Source organism: Brucella anthropi ATCC 49188 (genome assembly GCF_000017405.1).
Classification (GTDB): Bacteria; Pseudomonadota; Alphaproteobacteria; order Rhizobiales; family Rhizobiaceae; genus Brucella; species Brucella anthropi.
The window spans coordinates 2108782-2135055 of the sequence record NC_009667.1 but is presented as its reverse complement, the minus strand read 5'-3'; the positions used below and the strand labels follow the sequence as shown (position 1 = coordinate 2135055).

The window sequence follows — 26274 nt, the reverse complement described above, 5'->3', positions numbered from 1 at the left end:
GCGTAAATAGTTCAAATTACGCATTGCATCGCGAACCGTTTGGGATAGTTTGACGGGCAAAATCGTTAGGATAATGCGCTAAACGCTGATGGTCCCCATAGGGGCAGGGACCATTCCAAGAGATAAAAGACAAATTATAACGACGATTACAATTCTGCCGTCGTGCGGGCGGCAAAGTGGACATGAAAGGAAACACGATGTCAGATAGGACAGCCAGCTTTACACTAGAAGGCAAAACATTCGACCTGCCTGTACGACAAGGCACTGTCGGACCAGACGTCGTCGATATCGGTCCACTTTACAAAAACTCGCAGATGTTCACGTACGATCCCGGTTTCACGTCCACGGCATCGTGCGAATCCAAGATCACTTACATCGATGGCGATGAAGGCACCTTGCTCTATCGTGGTTACCCGATCGATCAGCTTGCCGAACACGGTGATTTTCTGGAAACCTGCTATCTGCTTCTCTACGGCGAATTGCCTACCGCGACGCAGAAGTCTGACTTCGACTACCGTGTGACACGCCACACGATGATTCACGAACAGATGACGAAGTTCTTTACGGGCTTCCGTCGTGACGCTCATCCCATGGCAGTCATGGTTGGCTGCGTTGGTGCAATGTCGGCTTTCTATCATGACTCGACCGACATCACCGACCCGCATCAGCGTATGGTCGCGTCGATCCGTCTGATCGCCAAGGTTCCAACGCTTGCCGCCATGGCCTACAAGTACCATATCGGGCAGCCGTTCATGTACCCGAAGAACGACCTCGATTTTGCGTCGAACTTCCTGCACATGTGCTTTGGCGTTCCATGCGAGGATTACAAGGTCAATCCGGTTCTGGCTCGTGCAATGGACCGCATCTTCATTCTCCACGCAGATCATGAGCAGAATGCCTCGACCTCGACCGTGCGCCTTGCCGGTTCTTCTGGAGCCAATCCGTTTGCATGTATCGCTGCCGGCGTTGCCTGCCTCTGGGGCCCTGCCCACGGCGGCGCAAATGAAGCTGCGCTCAACATGCTGGCTGAAATCGGTTCTGTGGACCGCATTCCAGAATTCATCGCCCGTGCAAAGGACAAGAACGATCCGTTCCGTCTGATGGGCTTCGGTCACCGCGTCTACAAGAACTACGATCCACGCGCCAAGATCATGCAGAAGACCTGCCATGAAGTTCTGGGCGAATTGGGTATCAAGGACGATCCGTTGCTCGACGTTGCAATGGAACTGGAAAAGATCGCCCTGACGGACGAATACTTCATTGAGAAGAAGCTTTATCCAAACATCGACTTCTACTCCGGCATCACGCTGAAGGCTCTCGGCTTCCCGACCGAAATGTTCACGGTTCTCTTTGCTCTCGCCCGCACCGTCGGCTGGGTCGCACAGTGGAAGGAAATGATCGAAGATCCGCAGCAGAAGATCGGCCGTCCGCGCCAGCTCTATACCGGCGCTCCCGAGCGGGATTACGTGCCGCTCGCAAAGCGTAAGTAAGTATCAGACTATAATAAAAACCCCGGTTGCCAAAACAACCGGGGTTTTTCGTATTCAATCTACAGTCAAAATCAGCTCTTGGAATTGCCTGCCAGTTCCAGAATGACGCGCGCCCCGATCTCGCCGGAGGGTTGCTCCGTCGCCATGATCAACGCAACTTTATCAAATCCGTCCAGCTGCGCCTGACGTGCCGATCCAGGCCGCATCAACCGTTCAAGGTTGCGTGCAAGCATTCCCGGACGGACAAACTCATTAAAATACTCAGGAACGACCGGCTCGTCGGCGATGATATTTGGCAAGGCAGCGCTCCAGATCGTGATCTTGGGCATCAGAAACTTGCGTGCGAACCAGTCCGCCTTATAGGAAAGCACGCTTGGAATGCGCGATAGAGCCAGCTCCAGCGAAACCGTCCCTGAAGCGGCAAGCGCCGCATCGGCTTTAGAAAAAGCTTTCCACTTTTCCTCATCACCCAGCACAATAAGCGGTTTGACAGCCCAGTCCTTTGAAAGATCGCGAACCATTTCCTCAATGCGTGGCAGTGTCGGCAGAACGACGTCAAGCTTGTCGACCCGGGCAGCTAATTCACCAACAGCCTGCCCGAACGGTTCCATGAGCATCTGGATTTCAGTCCGACGAGACCCCGGCAGAACGAGCAATGTTTTTCGGGACTCAACAGTCCGTCGCGCTTCCAGAGTTTTTTGTTCAGCCCGTGCCCGCAGTATCGGTTCATAACTAGAAAGGCGATGTCCGACATAAGTGGCACTCGGCCCGCTTAACCGCTGCATGACCTCCACCTCAAATGGAAGAATAGTCAACACATGGTCGAAATAGGCTTTCATCGCCCGTGCGCGTTGCGACCGCCAGGCCCACACGCTTGGTGCGATATACTTCACGATGGGAATCGATGGATTTGCAGCCCTGATCTTCTTGGCAACGCGATGTGTAAACTCCGGACTGTCAATCAGAAGTACGCAATCCGGTTTCTCAGCGATGATGCTTCTAGCGGTCTGGCCAATACGTCGCATTAGACCCGGTAAGTTCTTCAGAATTGCGCCCAGCCCCATAAGCGCAATCTCGTGCGGATCAAAAAAAGACTTCATTCCCCGGGCTGCAAGGTGATCACCACCGACACCGATGATATCAACCAACTGGTCTGTCTGGCTCCGCAACGCATCAATAAGGTCGGCACCTAGAAGATCACCGGATTCTTCACCGGCCACTATTGCTATTTTCAATGGCCGGCTGGTGGTGTTCACTTCTTGATATCCTTTTTCTCGCGACTGACCGTCTCTATGAAAAGGCCTTCTGCATTGGCCGCCGCGATGGTTTCACCGAAGCCTAGAATGAATGTCCTGCCTGCCTCAACAGCTATTCCTGATAATCCCGCTTTTACGGCATTATCAATCGTAGAAATTCCGATAGTCGGAAGGTCTGCTCTTTCGTCCTGTCGCGGCTTCGCCATCTTGACGAGAACACCGCCACGCCGAGGTATGCGGCCAGCTGCACGTAACTCGCGCACACGCTCTATCATTTGATCTGTGCCTTCCGCCCCTTCGAGCGCAACGACACGTCCGCCAACCGCAACAGCACCCTGCCCGACATCCAGATCACCCAGACGAAGCGCAGATTCCATTGCAAGTTCAAGATTATGACGTTCTCGCGCGTCCGGTGCATTTCGCGTCAAAATTTGAGCTGGCGATGGGGAAAGTAAATTCGGAACAACATCGTGAGCCCCGACAACTTTGAAACCGAAGGACTCCAGCAGACCGATAAATGCACGTAAAAGAGCATCATCGCCTTGTCCCAGCGCACGTAAAACGTAAGGCACTGCGCGCAGAGTAGGCCAGTCAAACTTCAGATCACTGACATGGGGCCTGCTTGTCACGCCACCAGCGAGGACAACGCGATCCACACCGGCAGCCTTCATGGACCGCACGAGCTTTGCAAACTCTACGATGGAGATTTCCTGATGCTCGTACTTGTAGAGTACCGGATCAGCCTCCCCTCGCAACGGTACGAGGAATGGCTTCTTCTCCGCAGCCTCAAGGGCCTCCGCCACACTGATCGGCAGCAGGCCATTACCGGCGATAATTGCAACGCGTCCCGCATCATCTGCAAGACGCGGTATTTGCTCAATCTTCGCCGCTGTCATGCCCGGCCCCACCATGGACCGCATCGAGCGGAGGTGTACAGTAGGCACGTTTGGTATCGACATTGATGAAGTCGATCATGTCAATCACAGCCGGAGAATCCGGTATCGCAGTCAGAACGTCCTTTGCACGATCCCGAATGGGCTTTGTGCGATCAAACAGCATCCGAACTGCATGACGGAGATTATGAATCTCTTTGCGTTCCATACCGGAACGCTTCATGCCGACGATGTTCAATCCACCGAGATGAGCGTGCACGCCAATCGCCATGCCGTACGGGATAAGATCGCTTACAACCGCAGCCATGCCGCCAACGAAAGCGTGATGCCCAACGCGCACAAACTGATGAATAGCGGCACCACCACCCAGAATAGCGTGATGTCCGATTGTCGTGTGGCCACCAATCATCACATTGTTGGAGAAGGTGACGTAGTCGCCAATGTCACAATCATGTGCCACATGCGCGTAAGCCAGGAACGAACAGTTGTCGCCAACCGAAGTGTAACCACGTGCGCTGTCTGACCCCTTGTGCATGGTCACGCCTTCGCGGATCAGGCAATTTGCGCCAATGTTCAGCTTCGTTGGGCCGCCCTTATGCTTGTTGTTCTGCGGGTCGCAACCCAGAACAGCGTGCGGATAAACCTTTCCACCTGTGCCAAGTGTCGTTGCACCAGTCACCACTACATGACTCATCAATTCCGAATTGTCGCCTATGACGGCGCCAGACTGAATGTGACAGAAGGGGCCGACAGACACACCCTGCCCCAGTTCCACACCCTGCTCAACAAGAGCGGTGGGGTGAATAAATGTTTCTTTCATTGATATGCTCACTGGCTTTCTTCAGCTGTACTGATCATGGCAGCGACTTCAGCTTCCGCAACCTTTACACCATCGACTTCGGCAATGCATTCGTATTTCGAGATATTTGCGCGTTGCTTGATCTTCTTTACGTGAAGCAAAAGTCGATCTCCCGGTATGACCGGGCGACGGAATTTGGCATTATCTATAGTCATGAAATAGACCACGCCAGGGCGCCCGGTTTTGCGCTGAAGCAGAGAAATAGCGCCCGCCGTCTGTGCCATGGCTTCGACAATCAATACGCCCGGCATAATCGGCTTTTCAGGGAAATGTCCGGTGAAATGCGGCTCGTTGATCGTCACATTCTTGATGCCGGTTGCGGAGACGTCGCCGTCAATGTCAACAATCCGGTCGATCAGCAAAAATGGATAGCGATGCGGCAGCACTGCCAGAAGATCCTGGATATCTGCTGCTTCCAGCTTGGTCTGATTTGCATCACTCATCAGAGGATTGCTCCTTTCTCGATTGCCCGATGCTACGTATGTTCGCGATATCTCGGAACCACTGCTTGATAGGCCGAGCGGGAATACCGCCCCAGCGCTCGCCATCGGGTATGTCATTCATAACGCCGCTCGCTGCGGCAATCTGCACGCGCGAACCGATAATCAAATGGTCGGCAAGTCCCACACGACCACCCAGCATCGTCTGGTCACCGATGACACAGCTGCCGGAAATGCCGCAATGAGCCGCAACAATACAAAAACGGCCGATCCGCACATTATGGGCGATCTGTACGAGGTTATCGATCTTCGTACCTTCGCCAATGACGGTATCGTTCAACGAACCACGGTCGATCGTCGTATTAGCGCCAATCTCGACATTATCCTGAATGATGACTCTGCCAAGCTGGGGAACCTTCTCCAAGCCGGCGGGACCTGGGACGTAGCCGAAACCGTCCTGCCCAATCCGCACACCTGGATGAAGAGACACTTGATTGCCGATGAAAGCACACTGAACGGTTACACCGGGGGCAATATAGCTGTTGCGACCTATCTGGCTGCCTTCACCGATAACCGCTGTAGAAGCGATCAGCGTACCGCTGCCGACACTTACGTCCTTGCCGATAACTGCGCCGGCCTCGATGGTCGCACCATCCTCAATATGTGCTGTCGGATGAATAATTGCCGCTGAAGAAACACCAGTTTCTCCGAACCAGCTGACCGGTTTGACGGATGCCGGAAACAGCATTCGACCAACGGATGCAAAGTCCCGTTGCGGATTGCGGGTAACCAGTGCAGCTATGTGCGACGGCACGCTATCCACCACAGCCTCGCTACATAGAACGCCAGCAGCATTAATCGATGAGAGACCGTCAGCATTCTTCTTGCCTTCGACGAAAACAAGAGAACCCTCAATAGCATCTTTAAGAGAAGAAAGACGCGCAACAGAACGCGGTGCAAGCTTCGGGTCACGAAGTCTTGCACCGGTAAAATCTGCGATATCGCCAATCGTGAGTTTACGCGAAGGCGCGAAAAAAACAGGATCTGCCATCAAAACACTTTCTTCCCCGGGGTTGTTATACCCCGGGAAAAGGCAAATCTATTAGAACTTGGTCGAAACACCGAAGTTGAAGTTCTGAACCTTGTCGGTATCAGCCTTCGCGATCGGGAACGCATAGTCAAAACGCAGAGGACCGAACGGCGAAGCCCACATCAAGCTTATACCTGCTGAAGCGCGAAGCTTCTTGTCGTCGCCATAGATTGGCGAACCGCCCTGCGAGGAGTCATTACCATAAAGCGTTGCGGCATCAGCAAACAAGGCGCCACGGATACCCAAGCTTTCAGGAACGAGCGGCATCGGGAACTGAACTTCAGCCGTACCGTTGATATAGGTCGTTCCGCCCATCCAGTAGCGTTTGCCGTTCGCGGCATCCTGATATGGACCGATACCATTGAACTTGAAGCCGCGGATGATGTCCGAATTGTTCTTGAACAGATCAAAGATGCGGACGCCATCATCACCGAATTCATGGATATAACCACCGCCAATGCCCAGCATACCGACGATATCGGCTTCCTGAGAAAGCGTCTTGTAGTAGTTACCCTTGAACGTGGTCTTGATGTACTTGGCATCGCCGCCAAGACCTGCGAACTCCTGTGTGAACTTGCCATAAAGACCGTCATGCGGATTCTTCATGTCGTCGATGGAGTTGTAGGTCAGCGAATAGCTGATCGACGAACGCAGCCACGGACTATGCTCAGCAGCCTCTAGCAAGGCAGGCGCATAGTAGTTGTCAGCGTCCGCACGGAACAGGTCATACTTTTCCTGAACGAGGTTATACGCGAGACCTGCCGAGAAATTGTCCGTGATCGGAAGACCGAAGCGGATCGTACCACCGGTCTGCTCGACATCGTAATCATCGTTTACGCGATACGTACGACGGAATACATCGAAACCAGCCGAGAGACGATATCCGAGGAAATATGGCTCCGTAAACGACAGGCCATAATTGCGCATATCATCCTGACCGGCACCGGCGCTGATACGGATGTACTGGCCGCGTCCGAGGAAGTTACGCTCGGTAATAGCAGCTTCTACCTGCGCACCCGGCGATTCGCCGCCTGTCGTGTAACCGCCACCGATCGAGAATTCGCCGGTCGACTTTTCAACAACATCAACGACAAGAATAACCTGATCCGGCTCTGAGCCCGGCGCCGTCGAGATATTGACCGTCTGGAAGAAGTCCAGCGCTTCAAGACGACGCTTCGCACGCTGCACCATGACCTGATTGAAAGCATCACCTTCGTTCATGTCGAATTCGCGACGAATCACGAAGTCACGCGTCTTGTCGTTACCGCGAATTTCAATGCGCTGAATGTAAGCGCGCGGACCTTCGTCAACGCTATAGACGACCGAAATCGTATGATTCTCGAAGTCACGATCGCCACGCGGTTCAACCTTGGCGAAAGCATAACCGCTACCGGCAACATTTTCGGTAACTGCGAGAACCGAATCTTCGATTTCCTTGGCGCTGTAAGGCTTACCTGAACGAGTCTTGACCAGATGATCCAGAGCCTGCCCGTCAACGCCATCAACGTTGCTCTCGACGCTTACATTGCCGAATGTATAGCGCTGACCTTCATCAACCGTGATGGTGATCGTGTATTCGTTTGTCGACGGATCAAGGACTGCATTCGATGAAATAACGCGGAAATCCGCATAGCCGCGATTGTAATAGAAACGACGGAGCGTTTCCTCGTCAGCCTGAAGACGCCCTTCGTCATATACGTCATTACGCGTCAGCCATGAAAGCGGGTTCGAACGCTTGGTCGAGATCACATCGCGCAAACGACGAGAGCCGAATGCCTGATTGCCAACGAAATCGACATTTGCGATTTTCGTGCGCGAACCTTCGTTGATTTCATAAACGACGTTCACACGCCCCTGACCAAGATCAACAGTACGTGCATTCACGGTCGCATCGCTGCGCCCGATATGTGCATAGGCTCCCTTGATGGCCTCAACGTCAGCCTCCATGGTCGCTGCGTCGTAAGGCGAACGCGGCTTGAGCTGAACAGCACGAGTAAGATCAGGATCCTTGATCTTCTTGTTGCCCTGGAAAAGGACGTTGTTGACGACGGAACGCTCAGAAACATTCACGACGAGCGTGCTGCCGGACTGATTGATGCGAACATCCGAGAACAGACCCATCGCGAACAGACGCTTCACCGCAGCATCAATATCAGCGCTGGTGAAGGCCTTGCCCGGACGAATGTCGATATTGTCACGGATGGACTGTGCGTCGACGCGTGTATTTCCGCGTACCTCGATACGGCTAACGACAGCAGCCTCGGCAACATTGACCGAAGCCAGCGAGAGTGCAGCAGTACCCGAAGCCACAAGAGCCACTGACATGGCGAGCGCAGAAGCGGCGCCAAAGAATTTAGAACTTGCCGTCATAGGCTTTCCGAACCTTCGTTTCTTTCTGTCCCCGGGGCGATTAACCCAGAAAAGCACGTACAGATACAACCGTCATACCCGGTTTTTCCATACAAGCAAGCGTCACGGTTAAATTCTGTTTACTTAAGCAACCAGCGTGGCATCCGCGCCACGCGATTTGAGCGTTATGGTAAACAAATCGCTTAGCTTTTCGAGCAGTCACTCCCAATTTTCACTTCTGTTTAACACCTTCCCCGATCCTCGCCAGAGAAGATGCGCATCATAGCGGTTAGCTGACTGGAACCCTCCAGCCTGCACCGATCCCCAAGATCACCACCTGAGCCAGCCGGAGAGTCATCTAGCAGGCAAACAGGTCGTTGAAAAGTACGAACCCCATGAATCCCATAACAAGTAGGAACCCAACACGATAGAAAATTTCCTGCGCCGCAACAGATACCGGGCTACCCTTTATGGCCTCCACCGCATAGAAAACCAGATGGCCGCCATCCAATGGAGGCAATGGAAACAGGTTCAAAAGCCCGATACCAACCGACAACATTGCCATTAGCTGGATGAGCCAGTCAAAACCCTGACTCGCAGCCTTACCAGCCATATTGGCGATTTTCACCGGACCACCGAGCTGACATTTGTCCTCACGCCCAACCGCAAAACGCTGAAAGAACTCTCCTGTCCGGCTGATAATGTAGCCCGTTTCCATGACAGCTTGTCCCACTGATTCGAGGGGGCCATATTCAATCCGGCGGAAATTACCGACAGCTTCAGTGGTTTCCACGCCGATGGCGCCAAGCTTGATCTTGTTTCCAAGCGGATCCGTACGCTCGACGATTGCCGGAACGGCCTGCAAATCCACCATCTTGCCATCACGCTCGACAGTGAAGTTCAGCTTGTCCCCGGCCCGTCCGGATACGATGCGCTGCACATCGGAAAAAGTTGTGATCTTTTCGCCCTCAACGCTGATAAAGCGATCCCCGGCTTCAAACCCTGCTTCAGCAGCAGGACTGCCAGGCTGGACGCCAGCTATGAGCGGATCGGAAATCTGACGCCCATAGAGCGCGAAGAAGACACTGAAGATAACGATCGTCAGAATGATATTGAAAGCAGGACCAGCAAAGACGGTCGCCGCCCGCTTCCACACAGGCTGGGTATGGAATGCCCTTCGCTGCTCATCTGCGCTCAGGCTTGCATTATCGACGTCAACTGGAGAGCTCGTGGCGCTCTCGTCACCGATGAATTTGACATAGCCACCAAGCGGAATGGCAGAAATCTTCCACCGCGTGCCGTGCTTGTCCGTGAAACCGATCAGCTCAGGTCCGAAGCCGATAGAAAATGCCTGTGAGCCAATGCCGCACCAGCGCGCAACCAGATAGTGGCCCATTTCATGGACAAAGACCACAACGGTCAAAACAAAGAGGAATGGAATGATGGTCCCGACAAGCAGACTTTCGCCACCCAGAAAAAAGGCCAACGCCTCCTGCAAATCACTACTCCTTACACAACGCTAGTGGGCTTCCGAAGAACCGAATGCGTTTTGAGCAATCCCACAAACTCATCCGTCGCACCCTTAGAAACTGAAGAATATAGCGGACGGCACGTCTGGTTCTGCAAAAATTGCACCAAACAGGTACAAAAGTGCGGCAGCAGCGACAAGCCCGTCCACGCGATCCAGAACACCGCCATGCCCCGGCAAAAGACGGCCAGAGTCCTTTGCGCCGAACTGGCGCTTCACCCATGATTCTGCAAGGTCGCCAATCTGCGAAACGACAGACAGCAGCAATGCGAGTAGCGGTACCAGCCAGCTTCCGGGAGCAGCCACCAGTGAGGCAACCAGAATGCCACCGGCTACCGCAGCCGCGGCGCCACCGATGGCGCCTGACCATGTCTTGTTCGGTGAAAAGCGCGGTGCCAGTTTCGGCCCGCCCAGTGCCCGGCCATTGAAGTAGGCCGCGATATCTGTGGACCAGACAACTGCGAAAAGGAAAACAATCGCAGTAAAGCCAAAGGGCTCATCGCCGCGCAGGAGTGAAAGCGAAACGGCGGAGAAACCTGCATAGAAAAGCCCCGCCGCTGGCCAGCCGCGCCCTGTCCGCCATTGCGTGGCCAGAAGAATGAGGGTGCCCACCAACAGAACGCCAATCGTCAGCAAAGCGCTCCGGTCCATAACAAGCAGAACGCTTGTGAGCACCAGCCCTGCCCAGCCGAACACACGTGAGAACACTGTCTGCTTCGGTGCGGTCAGGCTCGTCCACTCGTGGAACATGGCCAATCCGATTGCAATCGAAAACAGTGTGAAACCCAAACCGCCGACCCACGTCAGCCACAAGGCGGCTGCACCGAGGACAATGGCAGTAATGATGCGGGTTTGCAGATTGGACATTGAGACCTTTCGACGGACTGGCTTACGCCATATTAGAGCATTTTCAGTCGTCCCAACTCTCGGGAACCACCTTAGACTGCCGCCCCCTTGGTCGAAGGGCATGCGATTTCTTCTTCACGGTCTTCCAGTCCGGCGCGCACTTCAACGCCGCCAAACCGACGCTCGCGCTGGCGAAAAGCCTCATAGGCTGCATCAAGATCAGACGCGCGGAAATCAGGCCAATGAATGGGCAGGAATAGAAACTCGGAATACGCCGCTTGCCAGAGCAGGAAATTCGACAGGCGCATTTCCCCGCTCGTACGGATGATAAGATCGGGATCGGGTATCCCGGCTGTATCGAGATTTGCGGAAACCAGTTCACTGGAAATGGAAGCAGGATCAAGCAGTCCGGCAGCGACATCACGCGCCAGACTTCGAACGGCACGGACGATCTCGTCGCGGGAACCGTAATTGAAAGCTATGATCAGGTTGAGGCCTGTATTGCGACGCGTAAGCGTTTCCGCTTCGACTAATAGCGCACGTATATCGGCGGCAAGTTCCTCGCGCTCGCCGATAATACTGACACGCACATTATTGCGGTGCAGCTCAGCAAGATCGCGTCGGATGAAAATCTTCAGCAACCCCAGAAGATCGTTCACCTCGCCGCTGGGGCGGGACCAGTTCTCTGAAGAGAACGCAAACAATGTAAGGTAGCCGAGACCACGATCCCCGGCCGCCCGCACAATCTCACGAAGAGCTTCCACGCCTGCCCGGTGCCCGGCGCTGCGCGGCAAATTGCGCGCCTTCGCCCAACGGCCATTGCCATCCATGATAATGGCGATGTGGCGCGGATCGGACATGGCGAAGCTCTCCCTCAATGAAAACCATGCAGGTACTAGACCTGCATGATCTCCCCTTCTTTCACTGCAACGACCTTATCCATCTCAGCGATGGTTTCGTCCGTCAGCTTCTGCACTTTTTCAGACAGAACGCGGCCATCATCCTGACTGATGAGGCTGTCCTTCTCCAGCTTTTTCAGCGTGTCCATACCGTCACGACGAACATGACGGGCAGCGATACGACCCTGCTCAGCATACTGGTGCGCGATCTTGACCAGTTCCTTGCGGCGCTGTTCGTTCAATTCCGGCAGCGGAATGCGCAGCGTCGTGCCATCGGTGATGGGATTGAGACCGAGGCCGGAATCGCGAATTGCGCGTTCCACAGCGCCCACCATGCTCTTGTCCCAGACGGAAACCGAAAGCATACGCGATTCGGGAACAGTGATATTGGCAACCTGATTGATCGGCATGGTCGAGCCATAGGCCTCTATCACGATCGGCTCCAGCAAGCTTGCTGAAGCGCGGCCCGTGCGCAGACCGTTAAGGTCGTGCTTCAAAGAATTGATAGCGCCTTCCATGCGGCGTTTCAGGTCGTTGATGTCGAAAGCATCACTCATGCATTTTCTCCTTCGATACGCAGCAAAGGTCGATCAATTATCGGAAACGATCGTGCAGCGTCCCTTGCCTTGCAGAATTTCGGCCAAGCCGCCGTTTTCATGGATGGAATAGACTATTATCGGAATGTTGTTCTCACGCGCAAGGGCAACAGCAGCTGTATCCATGACTGCAAGCCCGCGATCGAGAACTTCTTTGTGGGTCAAACTGTCAAAACGCGTCGCGTTCGGATCCTTCTTCGGGTCGGCAGAATAGATTCCGTCAACCTGCGTGCCCTTCAAAAGCGCATCCGCTTCAATTTCCGCAGCACGAAGAGCTGCTGCCGAATCCGTCGTGAAGAAAGGATTTCCGGTGCCACCAGCAAAGATCACGACCTTGCCCTCATCCATGTAAGCCGTAGCCTGTCTCTGCGAGAAGCTCTCACAGATTTCAGGCATGGCTATGGCCGAGAGCACGACAGAATCGACGCCAATCTTGTGCAGGGAAGTACGCAGCGCCAGCGAATTGATGACCGTGGCCAACATGCCCATGTGATCGCCTGTGACGCGGTCTCCGCCCTTGGAGGCCACAGCGACACCGCGAAAAATATTGCCACCGCCGATCACGACGCCAACTTCAACACCAAGCGACCGTGCCTGCTTGATGTCGTTTGCAATACGGTCTGCAACGGAAACATCGATGCCAAAGCCCTGACTGCCCATCAATGCCTCGCCCGAGGCTTTCAAAAGGACGCGTTTGTAGGCGGGCTTACCGGACATTGGATGCTCTCCGCAGATTGTGATCAAGTGGTTGTGTTCGGGTTCCGATACACGAAGGGCACCGCGTTGTCACGCGATGCCCTTCATAATCAAAAGCCTTTTCAGGCAATCAGCGCATTCCGAAAAGTGGAAACCGGTTTTCGGAACAAAATGCGCTGAAAAAACGGAGCCACTTAGCCCTTGGCAGCAGCAGCTACTTCAGCAGCAAAGTCGGTTTCTTCCTTCTCGATGCCTTCGCCGAGAGCAACACGGACAAAGCCGGTGATCTTGGCCGGTGCACCGATGGTCTTTTCAGCTTCCTTGAGGGCAGCTGCAACCGTCAGGTCAGGATTGATGACGAAAGCCTGCGAAAGAAGAACAACTTCTTCGTAGAACTTGCGCATACGGCCTTCGATCATCTTTTCGATGATGTTGTCCGGCTTGCCGGATTCACGGGCCTGCTCGATGAAAATCGCCTTTTCGCGCTCGGCAGCAGCCGGGTCAACGTCCTCGGCAGTGAGAGCCAGCGGGTTGATTGCAGCAACGTGCATGGCAACCTGACGACCAAATGCGTTTGCAGCTTCTGCATCGCCAGCGGTTTCGATTGCTACGAGAACGCCGAGCTTGCCGAGGCCATCAGCAACGCCGTTGTGAATGTAGGTCGCGACAACGCCCTGCGGGACGGTCAGCGCAGCCGAACGGCGGAAGCCAATGTTTTCACCGATGGTGGCAACAGCGTCCTTTGCCGTTTCGGTAACGGTCTTGCCGTCAACGTTGGCGTTGGCCACAGCTTCGGTCGAACCGTCGGTCGACAGAGCAGCCTGGGCAATCTTGCGGACCAGATCTTGGAAAGCATCGTTGCGGGCAACGAAGTCGGTCTCGGAATTGACTTCAACCACAACAGCCTTGTTGCCGGAAGCTGCAACGCCAACCAGACCTTCGGCCGCCGTACGGCCAGCCTTCTTGTCAGCCTTTGCAATACCCTTGGCACGCAGCCAGTCAACGGCAGCTTCGATATCGCCATTGGTTTCAGCAAGTGCTGTCTTGCAGTCCATCATGCCGGCGCCGGTGAGGTCGCGGAGTTCTTTGACGAGAGATGCGGAAATGCTCATGATATCGCCTTTCATGAAAGCGAAGGCACACCGGGTGGGTGTGCCAACTTTTAACCGGCGCTTGGTTTCTGGATCGCGATCACCCTGAGCATTGCACTTCAGGAATCACAATCCCGCGCCGGGATGAAACGAGATTATCCACCCGCCCTATCGCAGATATGACGGATGGATGAAATCATACGCTGATTAAGCGCCTTCAGCCGGAGCTTCGAGGGCTGGCTCAACCGGAGCTTCAGCCTGCGCACCGACGTCGATGCCCATTGCGCCCTGCTGACGGGCAATACCGTCGAGAGCAGCGCGAGCAATCAGATCACAATAAAGAGCGATAGCGCGTGCAGCGTCGTCGTTACCCGGAATCGGGTAGTCGATCTGGTCTGGATCGCAGTTCGAGTCGATCACTGCGACAACCGGGATACCAAGACGCTTGGCTTCCTGAATAGCAATCGCTTCCTTGTTGGTGTCGATGATGAACATCAGGTCCGGAACTGAACCCATGTCCTTGATACCACCGAGGGCGCGGTCGAGCTTTTCACGCTCACGCTCAAGGTTCAGGCGTTCCTTCTTGGTGAAGCCCTGAGCTTCGCCAGCCAGAAGTTCGTCGAGCTTGCGCAGACGCTGGATCGAGTTGGAGATCGTCTTCCAGTTGGTCATCATGCCGCCGAGCCAGCGTGCATTGACGTAATACTGTGCCGAACGGTTGGCAGCATCGGCGATGATGTCCGAAGCCTGACGCTTCGTGCCGACGAACAGAACGCGACCGCCGCGAGCAACCGTGTCCGAAACGATCTTCAGCGCATTGTGCAGCAGAGGAACGGTCTGGGACAGATCGAGAATGTGGATGTTGTTACGGTCACCATAGATGTATGGTGCCATTTTCGGGTTCCAGCGATGGGTCTGGTGGCCGAAGTGAACACCAGCTTCCAGAAGCTGGCGCATGCTGAAATCAGGCAATGCCATCTTTATTTTCCTTTTCCGGTTTAACCTCCACGGGCTGAGGCGATTTCTCGCCACCGGAGGTTTTTGCCGGATTTCTCCCGACAAAAGCCCAATCCCGTGTGTGGAATAGGCGCGCTGTTAACTGATCACGCCGTAAATTGCAAGTCGTCTACACAATATAGCATTGAACAGGCGAACAAACACGCCAATCGGCGTGCTTATTTGCAGGTCGCGGTCTGTTTTGCCGCGTCATAGACATCAAGCTTCACAAGCTTCCCGCGCATGGAGAAATCTCCATAGTCCATAGTGAGGTCGCGGGTGATGCCATTGCGATAGAGCTTGAAATTAATGCGGTAGATCGGCAGGCCGTCCTGCTTTTCCTTGTCATCGAAATAGGCAATCGTCACCGGCCAGACCTGATCCTTGGAAAATTTACCCATGACCTTGGTCTCGTCATCCGGCAGAGACTGCTCCTTGCCGACGACAACGGTGGTAGCAACCACCCGGTCGGCATCTTCGGACGCGTCGAAAAGCGACGTCTGGTAAAATTTCTGCCCGGCTTCCGCCTTGCCGATCAGCTCTTCCATATGTCCGGTCGGAAATTGCGTTCCCTTGAGGTCAAGCTTGTTTTCCTTCGGCTTGTTCAGTTCAACGACTGTCTTGCCGCCCTCGAGTTTCGCGTCACCACGCACTTCCTTGACCAGTTCCTTGTCCACGAAGGTCTTGTTGACGAAACGGAAATTCTTTCCGTCTGCACCTTCGAAAGTCGTCGTCTGCTGGTCGGTCACACGCTGCGGCTGTTCTTCCATATCGATCCGAGTCACGAAACGGAAATTGGTGGTGTAGCCTTCACACGCAGATCCGTTGAACTCGTAGACCATGCGACCGGTCAAACCGCTGATCCCCGATTTTTCGTCGGCGCGATCCAGGGTCAGATCATAGACTGCGCGATGTGGAACCAACGTTACCGTCGAGGCCGCATGAGCGACGCCAGCGAATCCGGCCCATACACAAGCAGCCGTCCCACTCGCCGCAACCGCACTCTTGAAAAAACGCATACATGAATCTCCCGATGAGTTGACGAGCATGATAAAAAAACTCGTGGCGGAAGCGAGGCAAAAAACGCACCCTTCCCAAAAGCTTCACCGATTCTGCCTATAGGTAGATCGCGAAGTACCTTTGCAAGCAAGGATTAATACAATGACCGACACGATCGACAGCCGCCTCAAAAATCTGGGTATATCCATCCCAGAGGCCGCAGCACCCGCCGCAAACTACGTTCCTTTTGCACAAAGCGGTTCTTTGCTTCTCACATCTGGCCAGCTTCCGCTGGAAGGCGGCAAGCTTGTGCACACGGGGCAGATTGGTGATGAGCTGACGGTTGCGCACGGACAAGCTGCTGCACGCGCCTGTGCTGTCAACATCCTTGCCCAGGCAAAGGCTGCTCTTGGTGACCTTGGCCGCATCAAGCGGATTGTGAAGATTACTGCCTTCGTGGCTTCCACGCCTGATTTCGTGGAACAGCACCTTGTGGCCAATGGCGCCTCCGATCTCCTCGTGGCGGTTCTCGGCGACGCTGGCAAACATGCCCGCTCGGCTGTTGGTGTTGCGAGCCTACCCCTCAATGCACCTGTTGAAATAGAAGCGATCATCGAGGTTGCCTGACATGACTTCCATCGACTGGATCAAGAAGCGTCCTGTTGCTCATCGCGGATTGCACGATCTCAATAAAGAGCGCTGGGAAAACACTCTTTCAGCGTTCGAGGCAGCAGTAAAGGCGGGTTTCGCTATCGAATGCGATGTGCATCTCACAATTGACGGCGGCGTTGTGGTCTTTCATGACGATGAACTGAAACGTCTCGCCGGTCGCGAAGGCTACATCAGCGATCTGACACTGAAGGAAGCCACCGCACTGAAGATTGGCGGCACCGCCGATCATGTGCCGACGCTTCGTCAAATGCTTGATCTGGTCGATGGTCGCGTTCCCCTCGTTATCGAGCTGAAGGGTATCGAAGGTAAAGATGACGGTCTGGTTGCCACCGTTGCCAAAGAACTGGCATCCTATAAGGGCGAAGCCGCGATCATGTCTTTCGATCACCACCTGATCCGCCGTTTTGCGGCAGATGCACCGGGAATTCCTGGCGGTCTGACAGCCGAAGGTACACGCAGGGAGGACTTCGAAAGACATTTCTCCATGCTGGCGCATGGCATCTCCTTCGTCTCCTATAATGTGCATCACCTGCCCAACCCGTTCGTCACCTTTGTTCGCGAGAAGTTACAAATGCCGGTGATCAGCTGGACAGTGCGGGATCGGGAAATGCAGAAACATAGCGATCTCAATGTCGACCAGATCACGTTCGAAGGCTTTGATCCACGCGCCCTCGTAGCTTGACGACAACACGCCGAACACCGCAAAATATGTGCGATAACGGCAAAGGAATAGCGGTGAACGACGAAGATCCGCAGAATGAGCAAAGCTTCGTTCTCCGTGTCGTTGAGAATATCAGCGAGTTCACGGCAGACGAATGGAACAGTCTTGTCGGAGCATCCCGGCAGGACGCGCATTACAATCCCTTCATTACCCGCAACTTCCTGCTGGCTCTGGAAGAATCAGGCTCGGTTTCACGAAAAACGGGCTGGCTTCCGCGCCATTTACGTCTTGAAGATGATCAGGGCCACCTCATCGGAGCCGTGCCGAACTATCTCAAGGGGCATAGTCAGGGAGAATATGTCTTCGACCATGGATGGGCTGATGCTTTCGAGCGCACCGGTGGTCGATACTATCCAAAATTTCAGGCCGCAGTGCCTTTCACACCGGCCACCGGTCCGCGCCTCCTCAATCACATCGCCTATGAAAGCGAAACCGTTCGACTGGCGCTGGCTGGCGGACTGCGGGAACTGGCTGATCAATCCGGCGTCTCATCAGCGCATGTCACATTTGCACTGCCAGATGAGATCACCGCGCTCGAGCGCGCAGGATTTCTTCATCGCACGGATCAACAGTTTCATTTTAAAAACAATGGCTTTAAAAGCTACGATGATTTTCTGAATGAGCTGGTATCTCGGAAACGCAAGGCGTTAAAGAAAGAACGACGTGAAGCCTTGTCGGATGGTATCGAAATCGACTGGTTGACCGGCAGCGACCTCACGGAATCCGTCTGGGACGACTTCTTCGCGTTTTATACGGATACCGGTAGCCGCAAATGGGGACGGCCCTATCTGAACAGGCAGTTCTTTTCGCGGATCGGCGAAACCATGGCGGGAGACATTCTGCTCGTCATGGCCAAACGCAACGGACATTACATTGCCGGTGCGATCAACTTCATCGGTGGTGATACACTTTTCGGCCGTCATTGGGGCTGCATCGAAGATCACCCATACCTGCATTTCGAGGTTTGCTATCATCAGGCAATCGATTTTGCGATTGATCGAAAGCTGAGCGTCGTGGAAGCCGGAGCACAGGGCGAGCACAAAATTGCCCGCGGTTATGTGCCGGTAACCACCCATTCAGCGCATTACATTGTTCATGAAGGCTTTCGGAAAGCCGTACGCGACTATCTCGATCATGAACGTCGCGAAGTCGAACAGATTCAGGACGCCCTGGAAGAACACTCGCCATTCAGGGATGCGCTCTGACTGCTTGTTTTGACGCGCATCTCATCCGAAAGCCGCTTCACACCTTTCGGGATGCGCTCGCTCTATCCACCTTGCCTAACGCGACTTGATACGGTCTGATCCTGTCAAACATTTTCGCATTGGAGAGAATCGCATGTCCGCCACCTATGACGACAACAATATCTTCGCCAAAATTCTGCGCGGCGAAATCCCGTCCACCCGTGTTTACGAAACCGATGACGTCGTTGCTTTCATGGATGTGATGCCGCAAGGCACGGGCCACACGCTGGTTGTGCCAAAGACTGCTTCCCGCAATCTGCTCGATGCCAAGCCGGAAACCCTCGCGAATGTTGTTCAAGTGGTGCAGAAAATCGCGCAGGCCGTGAAGAGGGCATTCAATGCCGATGGCGTAACCGTCATGCAGTTCAACGAACCGGCATCCGGCCAGACCGTCTATCATCTGCACTTTCATGTGATCCCGCGCTTTGAAGGCGTGGCGCTCAAGCCCCATACCGGACAGATGGAAGACGCAGCAGTTCTTTCCGCAAACGCTGAAAAGATTCGTGCAGCGCTCTGATAAGACTCACACTTTCAAAGTGTAAGCAGGCCGATTACCAGCAGGATTTCCGCAACGAGCACACCGACGAGCAATCGCTTACCGGTAATGAGAAAGGCGGCAAATCCTGCCGCGGCAGAACCAGCGCGGAGCCAGAGCGGCGAATTGGCCAGTTCTCCATTAGGATAGAGAATAAGCTGCGCGATAACGCCTGCAACCAGCGCAGTCGCGACGCAGCGCACGAAAACGAGAGCTTCTGAATCCTCCCGCACGCGCCCACCAACCAGCACCCCCATCAGCCGAAACAGATAGGTTGGAAGCGCTCCAGCCAGGAGGATAAACAGAAACGGCCACCACCAGGTCGAAAAGCTGTCCCAGTTCATTCAGTTGCCCCCACCGATACGCGGCGCATCCGGTGAAAACCGAACGCTATCAGCCCACCGAGAACACCCGTGATCAGCAGGTCATATCCAGGAGCCAGATGATGAAATATGGGGAACAGAACGATCCCGGAAATCATTGCGACCTGCCCTGCCCTTTCTCTGGCTGAACGCCAGAGCGACGTCAGAAAATACATCGGCGTCAGCATGAAAAGTGCCGCGAAAACAATTGGCGGAAAAGACGTCGATAACGAATAGACGATAGCAACGACAATCGCATTGGTTCCCACCAGAACCATACCGATCCCCGCAAAATAGCTCGTCCGCATATCACGCGGGATCTTGCGCAGCTCCTCCATGGCCATGACCCAGGCGGTGACGGCAACGAAATGACACAGAGCAGCGAGCGTCAGTTTTCGCGTTTTAGGTCCCTGCAGCTCGGGAAGCAGCGCGACCACCATCGGCATCAAACGCACGGACGAAAGTCCCACCGCAAGAGCCGCGGTAGGCAAAGCCACACCTGCACTGATCGCTCCGATCAGAACGACCTTTGCCGGAAGCGCCCAGATGGTCAGCGTCATAAAGACGGCTTGAACAACGGTGATGCCGCTTTCAATTGCCAGTCCCGCAAAACCGATAAACGAACTCATCAACAATAGAGCAGGAATACTGCAAATGCGTGTGCAGCCGCGCAAGAACCATCGCAGGTGACGATGGTCTTCTGAATTTTGCTCAGGATAATCGGAATGAATCGGTGGCATAGAGTCACGTTAGAGCAAGGTCCGAGCAAGTTGCACCCGGTTTTTACCGCTCAGATCGGAAAACCTCAGTTTTCCTTCACACCAGCCTCATCCTCAAAACAAAACGGCCCTCAGAGAGGGCCGTTCCGCTTGCTTGTTACTTCTTACGTGGCACTTTCGGCACCGACGATTTGGCCGCCGAGGACTTCGCGGAAGATTTCGGCGCCGGTTCGTCCTTGCCCGCCAGCACCTTCTCCTTCTCTGCCTTCTTCGGCGCAGCCTTCTTGCGTTGCAGCTGCTTCTTCTCAGCCGGAATATCCTTCTTCGGACTTACCGGCTTATCAGCCACGCTTTCCAGCGAAAGATCGGTCTTACCGTCCGGTTTCGTCACGACATCCACCCGGACCGTGCCACCATGCTTGAGTTTCCCGAAGAGCACCTCATCAGCCAATGGCTTCTTGATGTGTTCCTGGATAACCCGGGCAAGCGGACGTGCACCCATGCGCTCGTCGTAACCCTTGTCAGCAAGCCAGGCGATTGCGCCTTCGGTCAGTTCGAAGGTCACGCCGCGCTCAGCAAGCTGAGCTTCAAGCTGAAGCACAAACTTCTGCACAACCTGATGAATGACGGGAACCGGCAACGGACCGAACGGAATGATCGCATCCAGTCGGTTACGGAACTCAGGCGTGAACAAGCGGTTGATCGCTTCCATGTCATCGCCTTCGCGACGCGTGGAACCGAAGCCGATTGCTGCCTTCGCCATATCCGACGCACCGGCATTGGTGGTCATGATCAGGATCACATTGCGGAAGTCGATCTTCTTGCCGTTGTGATCGGTCAGCGAGCCATGATCCATTACCTGCAACAAGATGTTGAACAGATCGGGGTGTGCCTTCTCGATCTCATCAAGCAGCAGCACGCAATGCGGATGTTGATCGACGCCATCGGTCAGGAGTCCGCCCTGATCGAAGCCAACATAGCCGGGAGGCGCACCGATGAGCCGTGATACGGTGTGACGCTCCATATATTCCGACATATCGAAACGCAGGAGTTCCACGCCCAACGAACTTGCCAGCTGTTTGGCGACTTCCGTCTTGCCGACGCCGGTCGGGCCGGAGAACAGGTACGAGCCGATTGGCTTGTCCGGTTCGCGCAATCCCGCACGGGCGAGCTTGATCGACGCTGACAGCGCTTCGATGGCCAGATCCTGACCGTAAACGACACGCTTCAGTTCAGCATCCAGATGCGAGAGAACCTGCTCATCATCCTTCGATACCGACTTCGGCGGAATACGGGCCATCGTTGCGATTGTCGCTTCGATTTCCTTCACGCCGATGGTCTTCTTGCGCTTGTTCTCAGGCAATAGCATCTGGCTGGCACCTGTTTCGTCAATCACATCAATTGCCTTGTCTGGCAATTTGCGATCCGAAATATAACGCGCAGAAAGTTCCACTGCCGTCTTGATGGCATCGACCGTGTACTTGACCTTATGGAAATCCTCGAAATAGGGCTTCAGCCCCTTCATGATTTCAATCGCATCCGGGATCGAAGGCTCATTGACATCTATCTTCTGGAAGCGACGCACCAAGGCACGGTCTTTCTCGAAGAACTGACGATATTCCTTATAGGTCGTCGATCCGATGCAGCGGATAGCACCCGATGAAAGCGCCGGTTTCAACAGGTTCGATGCATCCATCGCGCCGCCCGAAGTGGCGCCAGCCCCGATGACTGTATGAATCTCGTCGATGAACAGAACCGCACCCGGATACTCTTCGAGCTCCTTGACGACCTGCTTCAGACGCTCTTCGAAGTCACCGCGATAGCGGGTGCCCGCCAGAAGTGTGCCCATGTCGAGCGAGAATATCGTCGCATCGGCAAGCGCTTCAGGCACCTGTCCTTCAACGATCCGCTTGGCAAGACCTTCGGCAATCGCAGTCTTGCCGACGCCGGGATCACCCACATAAAGCGGGTTGTTCTTCGAACGACGGCAGAGCACCTGAATGGTGCGGCTGATTTCGCTGTCACGACCGATCAGCGGATCGATACGCCCGGCCTTGGCCTTCTCATTCAGATTGACGCAATAGGCAGACAGGGCGTCCTGCTTCTTCTTGGCGCTTTCTTCCTGTTCTGTGCTAGTGCGTTCTTCATTTGCGCTCTCTGCGCCGCGCGGCGGGCGAGTTTCGCTGTTCTGCGGGCGCTTGGAGATGCCATGCGAAATATAGTTCACGGCATCATAACGTGTCATCTGCTGCTCCTGGAGGAAATAGGCAGCATGACTTTCCCGTTCCGCAAAAATGGCAACCAGCACGTTGGCACCGGTTACTTCCTCACGGTTCGAGGACTGTACATGAATGACCGCGCGCTGAATGACGCGCTGGAAAGCGGCAGTTGGCTTGGAATCTTCGTCATAACCCGTGACGAGATTATCAAGTTCGCGATCAATATAGTCGGTAACGATACGTTTGAGATGCTCAAGGTCGACGCTGCAGGCACGCATCACTGCGCCCGCATCCTGATCGTCGATCAAGGCAAGCAAAAGATGTTCGAGCGTCGCATATTCGTGATGCCGCTCGTTTGCAATTGTGAGGGCTTGATGCAGGGCCCTTTCAAGGCTTGGGGAGAACGATGGCATATGACCTCACTTTTTCTCCATCACGCATTGCAGCGGATGCTGGTTTTGGCGGGCGAAATCCATGACCTGGCTAACTTTGGTTTCGGCGACTTCGTATGTAAATACGCCGCACTCGCCGACCCCGTGATTGTGAACATGCAGCATGATGCGCGTGGCATCATCCTGGTTCTTCTGGAAAAACCGCTGCAGGACATGAACGACGAACTCCATGGGTGTGTAGTCGTCATTGAGGAGCAGGACACGATAGAGGCTGGGCTTCTTGGTTTTCGGCTGTGTACGCGTAACTAAAACGGTGCCGTTTTCCGGACCATTTCCGCCGTCAGTCTTGCTTTGCATGACTATATCGAGATGCCTCATGAAACCTATTACCCGGATGCCCATCTGCCTGACCCAACTTGCCCTATTATGTAGGTCGTCATGTGGTGATTTTAAGCCCTTCATTGGCACTTGCAACCGGGACTTATTGCAATAACGAGGCTTGACACAGTTATATGGCGTCGTCCGAACGATAGGTCATGACAAAACAGCTCTATGTAAAATAGCCGGAGCACTTCGCTGCCAAATAATATAGGTACTAATAATTGAACCTAATAAACTCGACCCTATAAAAAGCGGAACACAAATTGCGGTTTCACGAATACGAAAAAAGTACTAATTTTCTCACATAATCAAAACATTAATGAATGCATTAGGGCTACTAACAGAACATACTTTTTAAAACCCGCTCATTTCTAGAGGCTGCCTCTCCCCTTCCACCCAAACAAGGCAGCAGCAAAACTAAACTCGCGCAAGCGGGTTTTTTTGTGTTGTGACACCACTGCCTTCCCCTGATACGAACAGCGCATTTCATTGACACATCTGCGTGAACGTTCTTAACGCATCGGGTCTGAACGGACTGTCAGCGTTACGGCTTCCTCAAAATTTTTCCGAAATTTATGAACAACACGGTTACCATAAACGGATTGGTAACGCTGATGGCAGTAGGATCACCGAATTAGACGCTGTGTGCCTTTTGTGTCGCAGTTCAAAAAATCCGGGATACAGGTAGGTCATCATCGTGCGTACCGCATTTAGTAAAGTCGCATATGCCTTGAAAAGAGCGGCGCAAGCCACCCTTCTTCTTGCAGTTGTAACGGGGTGTTCGACAGCTTCGACAACGATACCGGCGATAGCGGCTAGCGATAGATATGCAGCGATCGTGATCGATGCGAACACCGGCAAAACGCTGTTTGCCTCGAATGCGGATGCACAGCGCTATCCAGCTTCCCTCACCAAAATGATGACTCTGTATATGCTTTTCGAGGCAATGCAGGCAGGGCGCATGAACAAGGACACGCGTATCCCGGTGTCCGCCTATGCAGCCGCACGTCCGCCCACTAAAATCGGCTTCCGTTCGGGGCAAAGCATTCGTGCTGAAGATGCAGCGCTGGCCATGATCACAAAGTCAGCCAACGACGTGGCAACTGCCGTCGGCGAATATATCGGCGGCTCCGAAGAGCGGTTTGCGCAGATGATGACAGCAAAGGCTCGTCGTCTTGGCATGCGTAACACGACCTTCCGTAACGCATCGGGTCTGCCGAACATGGCGCAGCATACGACTGCACGCGACATGGCGATCCTCAGCATCGCACTTCGCCAGCATTTCCCGAACGAATTCTCCTATTTCTCCCGCCGCAGCTTCGTTTTCCGCGGACAGACCATCAACGGTCACAACCGTTTGCTCGGTCGCGTTGAGGGCGTGGACGGCATCAAAACCGGCTACACCAATGCATCCGGTTACAATCTGGCTTCTTCAGTCAGCCTGGATGGCCGCAGGCTCGTAGCGGTGGTCATGGGCGGCAATACCGGTGCTAGCCGCGACGCCCATATGACTCAGCTCATCCGCAAATATCTTCCTATGGCAACGCGTAGCCGTAACGCTGCACCGCTCGTCGCCATGCGCAACGATGCACCGCAGGTCGTTGCTTCGATCGATCTTCCCAAGGCCAAGAATGCCCCTGTTCCTGTAACCCGTCAGGTTGCAGCCGTGGACGACATCATCAACAACGAAAGCGGTGAAGGCGATAGCGACCAGCCTCAGGTTCTGGCACTTGCAGCACCGACCGCGCGTCCTGCTGCGCTGGCCGCACAGGCTGCGATCCGCCCCACACCAAAGGCCGCCGTCCCGTCTGCACAGGCTCAGGAAGTCGATCCGGTCACCACGGCATCCGCCCCTGCTGCCGGTGGCTGGGCAATCCAGATCGGCTCCCTCCCGAGCGAAGGTCAGGCGCGGGACATGCTTGCCAAGGCTTCTGCCACAGCAGGTGGCACGCTGCGTGCGGCGTCGCCCTATACCGAGACCTTCAACAAGGGTAGCGCAACTTTCTACCGCGCGCGCTTTGTTGGCTTCTCCTCCAAGCAGGCTGCTTGGGATGCCTGCGCCTCGCTGAAGAAGAAAAACTTCGGCTGCTATGCAGTCGCGAACTAATCGATTGCGAGGGGTTCTGCCCCCTCGTTGCCAGCTTCAAACCCGAATTTGTAGTGCGTAGAGGGTTTCGAGATGTCAAATATGAGAGAAACTTTCGGCCAGCCGCCGTTCAAAACGGCCGACTGGACACAGGATGAAGGCAAGACTTCAGCCTTCGGTGCATTGTTCTCGGTGCAAGGCCTCAAGCAGGCTGCCCTGCGAATTGCCGATGTAAGGCGAGGCACCGGCTTTCAGACCAAAGATCTGGTCGGGCTGCTCGTCTGTCATGCAGCACGTAACAAGCGGTTGGTTCAACCACGGGCTTCCATGCGGATGACCCTACCGGTGAATTTCGACCGAGTTTCTGTGCGCCTGACGATAGAAAACTGAATGAACACCAGATGAAATGAAAAAGGGCCTGCCGGTTAACCGGCAGGCCCTTTTTCATGAGTGTATCAATCTTCAAAGCAATCCCAGAGCCGCCAGCTCCTGGCGCAATTCTGCCGGCAAGGCAGCCCTGCCCGCTTTACCCGCGGCTTCATCACGCGGGACTTCATTTTCAACCAGATAGCGCCAACCCTGAAAAGCGCGGCGTGGCTGCCACTCGGTCGGAATGACCTTGGGTTCGAGAACAAGGTGACAGCGATTGATACCCTGCTCATCTGTAAATGGACGAACATCCAGCAGGCGCTGACGGCATTGGACGCTGCCCTTGATAACCCAGTAGAGCGAGCCACCTTCCAGCAGCTCATCGATCCGTTTCGGAACCATTCTCGTTGTGTGAAACTGTTCCGGCACCAAACCGGCCGCACGCTGTTCAGCGAGACGGAAATCGATCCAAGCCGCGAGATCTTCGATACTGTCGCAGCCGACACAAAGTTTGACGAGATTGAGAGCCATAGGGGTGATTTAGCC

General features: G+C 54.5%; 26 protein-coding genes. 7 read left to right on the top strand and 19 right to left on the bottom strand.

The features are described 5' to 3' along the window. Window positions 1-197 precede the first annotated feature (197 nt). On the top strand, window positions 198-1490 hold the full coding sequence (gltA, locus tag OANT_RS10595) for a citrate synthase (protein ID WP_010659989.1): 1293 nt from the start codon (window positions 198-200) through the stop codon (window positions 1488-1490). Between the two features lie 71 nt (window positions 1491-1561). Here the strand turns inward: gltA and lpxB are convergent, their stop codons facing one another. The 14 genes from lpxB to eipB form a co-directional block, all read right to left on the bottom strand. Continuing rightward, window positions 1562-2746, bottom strand: coding sequence for a lipid-A-disaccharide synthase (gene lpxB / locus OANT_RS10590; RefSeq protein ID WP_012091959.1), 1185 nt, complete (start codon window positions 2744-2746; stop codon window positions 1562-1564). Beyond that, window positions 2743-3642, bottom strand: coding sequence for an LpxI family protein (locus OANT_RS10585; RefSeq protein WP_012091958.1), 900 nt, complete (start codon window positions 3640-3642; stop codon window positions 2743-2745). The genes lpxB and OANT_RS10585 overlap by 4 nt, the downstream gene beginning before the upstream one ends. Beyond that, entirely contained in the window at window positions 3623-4459 is an 837-nt protein-coding gene (gene lpxA, locus OANT_RS10580; RefSeq protein ID WP_012091957.1) for an acyl-ACP--UDP-N-acetylglucosamine O-acyltransferase, read from the bottom strand. The genes OANT_RS10585 and lpxA overlap by 20 nt, the downstream gene beginning before the upstream one ends. 8 nt (window positions 4460-4467) lie before the next feature. Next, window positions 4468-4941 carry a 3-hydroxyacyl-ACP dehydratase FabZ gene (gene fabZ, locus OANT_RS10575; RefSeq protein ID WP_010659985.1) on the bottom strand — a complete coding sequence of 158 codons (474 nt, stop codon included), beginning with the start codon at window positions 4939-4941 and terminating at the stop codon, window positions 4468-4470. Next, window positions 4934-5989, bottom strand: coding sequence for a UDP-3-O-(3-hydroxymyristoyl)glucosamine N-acyltransferase (gene lpxD / locus OANT_RS10570; RefSeq protein ID WP_040129256.1), 1056 nt, complete (start codon window positions 5987-5989; stop codon window positions 4934-4936). Before lpxD ends, fabZ begins: the two co-directional genes overlap by 8 nt. Window positions 5990-6040: 51 nt before the next feature. Next, entirely contained in the window at window positions 6041-8398 is a 2358-nt protein-coding gene (bamA, locus tag OANT_RS10565) for an outer membrane protein assembly factor BamA (RefSeq protein ID WP_010659983.1), read from the bottom strand. 337 nt (window positions 8399-8735) lie between these two features. After that, complete coding sequence (gene rseP / locus OANT_RS10560) at window positions 8736-9875, bottom strand: RIP metalloprotease RseP (RefSeq protein ID WP_012091955.1); 1140 nt, start codon at window positions 9873-9875, stop codon at window positions 8736-8738. 84 nt (window positions 9876-9959) lie between these two features. Then, window positions 9960-10772: a phosphatidate cytidylyltransferase gene (locus tag OANT_RS10555; RefSeq protein ID WP_012091954.1), complete on the bottom strand. Its 813-nt coding sequence runs from the start codon at window positions 10770-10772 to the stop codon at window positions 9960-9962. A 71-nt stretch (window positions 10773-10843) separates the two neighbouring features. Further along, window positions 10844-11611, bottom strand: coding sequence for an isoprenyl transferase (locus OANT_RS10550; RefSeq protein ID WP_010659980.1), 768 nt, complete (start codon window positions 11609-11611; stop codon window positions 10844-10846). Window positions 11612-11646: 35 nt separating this feature from the next. Further along, window positions 11647-12207 (bottom strand): ribosome recycling factor, encoded by a 561-nt coding sequence (gene frr / locus OANT_RS10545; RefSeq protein WP_010659979.1) that lies wholly within the window; start codon window positions 12205-12207, stop codon window positions 11647-11649. 33 nt (window positions 12208-12240) lie between these two features. Beyond that, window positions 12241-12963, bottom strand: a complete 723-nt coding sequence (pyrH, locus tag OANT_RS10540; protein ID WP_010659978.1) for a UMP kinase — start codon at window positions 12961-12963, stop codon at window positions 12241-12243. 173 nt (window positions 12964-13136) lie between these two features. Further along, window positions 13137-14054, bottom strand: coding sequence for a translation elongation factor Ts (tsf, locus tag OANT_RS10535; RefSeq protein WP_036578226.1), 918 nt, complete (start codon window positions 14052-14054; stop codon window positions 13137-13139). Window positions 14055-14240: 186 nt separating this feature from the next. Beyond that, window positions 14241-15011, bottom strand: coding sequence for a 30S ribosomal protein S2 (gene rpsB / locus OANT_RS10530; RefSeq protein WP_010659976.1), 771 nt, complete (start codon window positions 15009-15011; stop codon window positions 14241-14243). A 197-nt stretch (window positions 15012-15208) separates the two neighbouring features. Further along, window positions 15209-16048: a cell envelope integrity protein EipB gene (gene eipB, locus OANT_RS10525; RefSeq protein ID WP_010659975.1), complete on the bottom strand. Its 840-nt coding sequence runs from the start codon at window positions 16046-16048 to the stop codon at window positions 15209-15211. A gap of 142 nt (window positions 16049-16190) precedes the next feature. Here eipB and OANT_RS10520 point away from each other — a divergent pair, with 142 nt between their 5' ends. From OANT_RS10520 to OANT_RS10505, 4 genes are all read left to right on the top strand, one after another. Beyond that, on the top strand, window positions 16191-16655 hold the full coding sequence (locus tag OANT_RS10520) for a RidA family protein (protein ID WP_006471616.1): 465 nt from the start codon (window positions 16191-16193) through the stop codon (window positions 16653-16655). Window position 16656: 1 nt separating this feature from the next. Next, complete coding sequence (locus OANT_RS10515; RefSeq protein ID WP_012091952.1) at window positions 16657-17382, top strand: glycerophosphodiester phosphodiesterase; 726 nt, start codon at window positions 16657-16659, stop codon at window positions 17380-17382. A gap of 53 nt (window positions 17383-17435) precedes the next feature. Beyond that, window positions 17436-18626 (top strand): GNAT family N-acetyltransferase, encoded by a 1191-nt coding sequence (locus tag OANT_RS10510; protein WP_040130120.1) that lies wholly within the window; start codon window positions 17436-17438, stop codon window positions 18624-18626. A gap of 133 nt (window positions 18627-18759) precedes the next feature. Further along, on the top strand, window positions 18760-19182 hold the full coding sequence (locus tag OANT_RS10505; RefSeq protein ID WP_012091950.1) for an HIT family protein: 423 nt from the start codon (window positions 18760-18762) through the stop codon (window positions 19180-19182). Window positions 19183-19196: 14 nt separating this feature from the next. On the opposite strand, the gene OANT_RS10500 is transcribed toward OANT_RS10505, so the two are convergent. From OANT_RS10500 to clpS, 4 genes are all read right to left on the bottom strand, one after another. Next, window positions 19197-19544: an AzlD domain-containing protein gene (locus OANT_RS10500; RefSeq protein WP_012091949.1), complete on the bottom strand. Its 348-nt coding sequence runs from the start codon at window positions 19542-19544 to the stop codon at window positions 19197-19199. Next, entirely contained in the window at window positions 19541-20191 is a 651-nt protein-coding gene (locus OANT_RS10495; RefSeq protein ID WP_115179274.1) for an AzlC family ABC transporter permease, read from the bottom strand. Before OANT_RS10495 ends, OANT_RS10500 begins: the two co-directional genes overlap by 4 nt. 247 nt (window positions 20192-20438) lie before the next feature. Then, window positions 20439-22913, bottom strand: a complete 2475-nt coding sequence (gene clpA / locus OANT_RS10490) for an ATP-dependent Clp protease ATP-binding subunit ClpA (RefSeq protein WP_012091947.1) — start codon at window positions 22911-22913, stop codon at window positions 20439-20441. A gap of 6 nt (window positions 22914-22919) precedes the next feature. Next, window positions 22920-23249, bottom strand: a complete 330-nt coding sequence (clpS, locus tag OANT_RS10485) for an ATP-dependent Clp protease adapter ClpS (RefSeq protein WP_040130118.1) — start codon at window positions 23247-23249, stop codon at window positions 22920-22922. Window positions 23250-23970: 721 nt separating this feature from the next. On the opposite strand from clpS, the gene OANT_RS10480 reads away from it, so the two are divergent. Both OANT_RS10480 and OANT_RS10475 read left to right on the top strand, forming a co-directional pair. Continuing rightward, complete coding sequence (locus tag OANT_RS10480; RefSeq protein WP_012091945.1) at window positions 23971-25380, top strand: D-alanyl-D-alanine carboxypeptidase family protein; 1410 nt, start codon at window positions 23971-23973, stop codon at window positions 25378-25380. A 72-nt stretch (window positions 25381-25452) separates the two neighbouring features. Then, window positions 25453-25749, top strand: a complete 297-nt coding sequence (locus OANT_RS10475) for a hypothetical protein (RefSeq protein WP_012091944.1) — start codon at window positions 25453-25455, stop codon at window positions 25747-25749. 72 nt (window positions 25750-25821) lie between these two features. On the opposite strand, the gene OANT_RS10470 is transcribed toward OANT_RS10475, so the two are convergent. Continuing rightward, window positions 25822-26259 carry a DUF1489 family protein gene (locus tag OANT_RS10470; protein WP_012091943.1) on the bottom strand — a complete coding sequence of 146 codons (438 nt, stop codon included), beginning with the start codon at window positions 26257-26259 and terminating at the stop codon, window positions 25822-25824. Window positions 26260-26274 lie beyond the last annotated feature (15 nt).